Origin of the sequence: Shewanella sp. MBTL60-007 (genome assembly GCF_019654915.1) — a bacterium.
GTDB lineage: Bacteria > Pseudomonadota > Gammaproteobacteria > Enterobacterales > Shewanellaceae > Shewanella.
Window position 1 is genome coordinate 1 of sequence record NZ_BPET01000116.1, and the last position, 4059, is coordinate 4059.

Sequence of the window (4059 nt, forward strand, 5' to 3'; positions counted from 1 at the left end):
GTACCAGCGTACGGCCCACAGAATGATGTCACGCTGAAAATGCCGGCCTTTGAATGGGTTCATGTGCAGCTCCATCAGCAAAAGGGGATGATAAGTTTATCACCACCGACTATTTGCAACAGTGCCCATAGGCTTCATCAGCGCCTGACTGGCGAGCACGATTCCGGCCCTAGCCGCAGGATCGCGCAGGACGACCTAGTTACGAACCAGGCCGAGTGTTCCTGACATCCATCGGCACCATAGTTCTGCTTATCCGGCACGCGCGCGTCAGGGGTGTGGTGAACTACAAAGCAGACCCGTTGAGGTTATCAGTTCGATGCACAATCAGCAGCGCATAAAATATGCACAAGAACAGGAGCACCCTTCGCATTAAGCTGTGGTGGTAACAAGTAGTGCCGGGCTACCATCAGCGAGCATGATGCGCTCCCACAGCATTCGCCTTGGCAGTATGGAAGTTCCTCGCTCCAGTTCGGGCCGGTATCCACCTCGAGTGACCCCAGCCGCCCCTCATGCCAACCGAGCCCATTAAGCGCAGAGTCGGCCGCAACTATCTCGGGGACGCATAAACACGCAGCGATTTACCAAGGAGTTCGGCTAGGTCAATCCGCAATTCCCTTTGCCTGGCCGGAGATGCCGCGAGCAAACAATGTGTCCGGTCGCTACCAGATGGACTTTGTGGGCGGAGGATTGCACCAGACGCTTCAGCGCAGCGTCGTACGATGAATCGGAAGGCCCGGTAAGCAATTGAAGAACCGCTGACCACCTCCCATCCGACAATGCAAGGGTGCCCCGCTCCCAGCGCGACACGGTTGCCTGATCCACACCCATTAATTCAGCTAGGTGACTTTGCTTCATATGACGAAGCAACCGCGCCCTCCGCACCTGCCGCCCCCTGTCATTCGTCAACATTCTTCAGCACCTCAATGTCGTTCGTAGTGAGCCTCATTTTTTCAAGACCGCCGATGATGAGAGCCAGGCCTCGCTCGAATGCCGCGTCCGGACCGCCTTCGTAGACGATTTTCATCGCGCTCTGTAGGCGCGCCGGCATCGTAGACGCTGAGGTGGTCAACTGATCTTCGCCCCGCTCCTCGGCGTCTGCCTCGCTAGCTTGCTGCTCAAGAACAGCGCCGACGGTGAAGTAGCTGATTGCCATCAACGCATAGGTCGCGTCACCTGCCGAAAAGCCAGCATCGCAAAGGAAGCGAAGCTGCGCGTCGGCTTTTTCCATCTGCGGCGCGGCTGGCCGCGTCCCGGCATGAATACGCGCGCCATCGCGATAAGCGAGCAACGCCCGTCGAAAACTGCATGCATTGCCCTTCAGGAACGAACGCCAGTCGTCGTCATCCCTTGGCGTCGAATGCGTGTGATTTATCGTCAGCATGGCTTCGGCAAGTGCGTCGAGCAACGCACGCTTGTTCTTGAAATGCCAGTAGAGCGCTGGCTGTTGCACCCCGAGGCGCTCAGCCAGTCGGCGCGTCGTTAGACCTTCCATGCCCACGTCGTTAAGCAGTTCGAGCGCGGTTCGGATCACGGCCTCGCGTTGGAGCTTGTTCATTCGCGAATTCTCATGTTTGACAGCTTATCATCGATAAGCTTTAATGCGGTAGTTTATCACAGTTAAATTGCTAACGCAGTCAGGCACCGTGTATGAAATCTAACAATGCGCTCATCGTCATCCTCGGCACCGTCACCCTGGATGCTGTAGGCATAGGCTTGGTTATGCCGGTACTGCCGGGCCTCTTGCGGGATATCGTCCATTCCGACAGCATCGCCAGTCACTATGGCGTGCTGCTAGCGCTATATGCGTTGATGCAATTTCTATGCGCACCCGTTCTCGGAGCACTGTCCGACCGCTTTGGCCGCCGCCCAGTCCTGCTCGCTTCGCTACTTGGAGCCACTATCGACTACGCGATCATGGCGACCACACCCGTCCTGTGGATCCTCTACGCCGGACGCATCGTGGCCGGCATCACCGGCGCCACAGGTGCGGTTGCTGGCGCCTATATCGCCGACATCACCGATGGGGAAGATCGGGCTCGCCACTTCGGTCTCATGAGCGCTTGTTTCGGCGTGGGTATGGTGGCAGGCCCCGTGGCCGGGGGACTGTTGGGCGCCATCTCCTTGCATGCACCATTCCTTGCGGCGGCGGTGCTCAACGGCCTCAACCTACTACTGGGCTGCTTCCTAATGCAGGAGTCGCATAAGGGAGAGCGTCGACCGATGCCCTTGAGAGCCTTCAACCCAGTCAGCTCCTTCCGGTGGGCGCGGGGCATGACTATCGTCGCCGCACTTATGACTGTCTTCTTTATCATGCAACTCGTAGGACAGGTGCCGGCAGCGCTCTGGGTCATTTTCGGCGAGGACCGCTTTCGCTGGAGCGCGACGATGATCGGCCTGTCGCTTGCGGTATTCGGAATCTTGCACGCCCTCGCTCAAGCCTTCGTCACTGGTCCCGCCACCAAACGTTTCGGCGAGAAGCAGGCCATTATCGCCGGCATGGCGGCCGACGCGCTGGGCTACGTCTTGCTGGCGTTCGCGACGCGAGACTGGATGGCCTTCCCCATTATGATTCTTCTCGCTTCCGGCGGCATCGGGATGCCCGCGTTGCAGGCCATGCTGTCCAGGCAGGTAGATGACGACCATCAGGGACAGCTTCAAGGATCGCTCGCGGCTCTTACCAGCCTAACTTCGATCATTGGACCGCTGATCTTCACGGCGATTTATGCCGCCTCGGCGAGCACATGGAACGGGTTGGCATGGATTGTAGGCGCCGCCCTATACCTTGTCTGCCTCCCCGCGTTGCGTCGCGGTGCATGGAGCCGGGCCACCTCGACCTGAATGGAAGCCGGCGGCACCTCGCTAACGGATTCACCACTCCAAGAATTGGAGCCAATCAATTCTTGCGGAGAACTGTGAATGCGCAAACCAACCCTTGGCAGAACATATCCATCGCGTCCGCCATCTCCAGCAGCCGCACGCGGCGCATCTCGGGCAGCGTTGGGTCCTGGCCACGGGTGCGCATGATCGTGCTCCTGTCGTTGAGGACCCGGCTAGGCTGGCGGGGTTGCCTTACTGGTTAGCAGAATGAATCACCGATACGCGAGCGAACGTGAAGCGACTGCTGCTGCAAAACGTCTGCGACCTGAGCAACAACATGAATGGTCTTCGGTTTCCGTGTTTCGTAAAGTCTGGAAACGCGGAAGTCCCCTACGTGCTGCTGAAGTTGCCCGCAACAGAGAGTGGAACCAACCGGTGATACCACGATACTATGACTGAGAGTCAACGCCATGAGCGGCCTCATTTCTTATTCTGAGTTACAACAGTCCGCACCGCTGCCGGTAGCTATTGACTATCCGGCTGCACTAGCCCTGCGTCAGATGGCTCTGATCCAAGGCAAACTGCCAAAATATCTGCTGGCACCGGAAGTCAGCGCCCTGCACCATTATGTTCCGGATCTGCATCGCAGGATGCTGCTGGCTACCCTGTGGAACACCTACATCTGTATTAACGAAGCGCTGGCATTGACCCTGAGTGATTTTTCTCTGGTGCCGCCTTATCACTGTTGAAGGCCACCGCTCATCACGCGTTTGCTGACATTGAGCCCTGCCGGCCGATCGGCCTGAGACTCTCAGCACAGGAGACGGCGGGTGACGAGCGTATACTTTTTCGACGCTTGGTTGCGGTCGCGCTAGGCGTGGCCGCCGACGAACCCGCTGGTGTCGCCCTTGCGGAGCAGCGCAAGGCGGACCTTGCCACGACATCCCCTCGCCCGCCGATCGTCTAAATTCGTCGAGGTTAAGAAATTCCCGCTCCGGCGAGGCCATCACCATCACCGGCGTCAGGTAGTGGACATGGCAGCAGCGCACGCAGGGGCACTGTTGCAAAGTTAGCGATGAGGCAGCCTTTTGTCTTATTCAAAGGCCTTACATTTCAGGGTAAGCGGATTAAATGGTTGATCTTACCTTTGCATGAGAGTGAGACAGACCGGCATCTCATCGGATTATCTGGTTGATGCTTCACCTACTGCTGGTGCATGTTTCCTTCGCTAATTCCAGCAAG

The 4059-nt window shown here is 57.9% G+C and carries 6 protein-coding genes and 1 pseudogene; 3 read left to right on the forward strand and 4 right to left on the reverse strand.

Annotated features, from left to right (window positions below):
• Nucleotides 1-594: 594 nt before the first annotated feature.
• Nucleotides 595-909, reverse strand: a complete 315-nt coding sequence (locus tag K5Q92_RS24550; RefSeq protein WP_061342203.1) for a helix-turn-helix transcriptional regulator — start codon at nucleotides 907-909, stop codon at nucleotides 595-597.
• The gene (tetR(C), locus tag K5Q92_RS23370; RefSeq protein WP_001038045.1) at nucleotides 896-1555 is read right to left on the reverse strand and encodes a tetracycline resistance transcriptional repressor TetR(C); all 660 of its coding nucleotides are present in this window, start codon (nucleotides 1553-1555) and stop codon (nucleotides 896-898) included. Before tetR(C) ends, K5Q92_RS24550 begins: the two co-directional genes overlap by 14 nt.
• 92 nt (nucleotides 1556-1647) lie before the next feature.
• Between tetR(C) and tet(C) the strand changes: the two genes are divergently transcribed.
• Nucleotides 1648-2838, forward strand: coding sequence for a tetracycline efflux MFS transporter Tet(C) (gene tet(C), locus K5Q92_RS23375; protein WP_053409934.1), 1191 nt, complete (start codon nucleotides 1648-1650; stop codon nucleotides 2836-2838).
• Nucleotides 2839-2929: 91 nt separating this feature from the next.
• Here tet(C) and K5Q92_RS24555 read toward each other — a convergent pair.
• Nucleotides 2930-3019 (reverse strand): annotated as a pseudogene (locus tag K5Q92_RS24555) (type VI secretion protein); the annotation flags it as partial.
• A 65-nt stretch (nucleotides 3020-3084) separates the two neighbouring features.
• Here K5Q92_RS24555 and K5Q92_RS24375 point away from each other — a divergent pair.
• Nucleotides 3085-3276: a hypothetical protein gene (locus tag K5Q92_RS24375; RefSeq protein ID WP_009873362.1), complete on the forward strand. Its 192-nt coding sequence runs from the start codon at nucleotides 3085-3087 to the stop codon at nucleotides 3274-3276.
• A gap of 11 nt (nucleotides 3277-3287) precedes the next feature.
• The gene (locus K5Q92_RS23390) at nucleotides 3288-3566 is read left to right on the forward strand and encodes a tyrosine-type recombinase/integrase (RefSeq protein WP_000015696.1); all 279 of its coding nucleotides are present in this window, start codon (nucleotides 3288-3290) and stop codon (nucleotides 3564-3566) included.
• A gap of 229 nt (nucleotides 3567-3795) precedes the next feature.
• Here K5Q92_RS23390 and K5Q92_RS24380 read toward each other — a convergent pair whose 3' ends face one another.
• The gene (locus K5Q92_RS24380) at nucleotides 3796-3918 is read right to left on the reverse strand and encodes a hypothetical protein (RefSeq protein WP_001297045.1); all 123 of its coding nucleotides are present in this window, start codon (nucleotides 3916-3918) and stop codon (nucleotides 3796-3798) included.
• Nucleotides 3919-4059 lie beyond the last annotated feature (141 nt).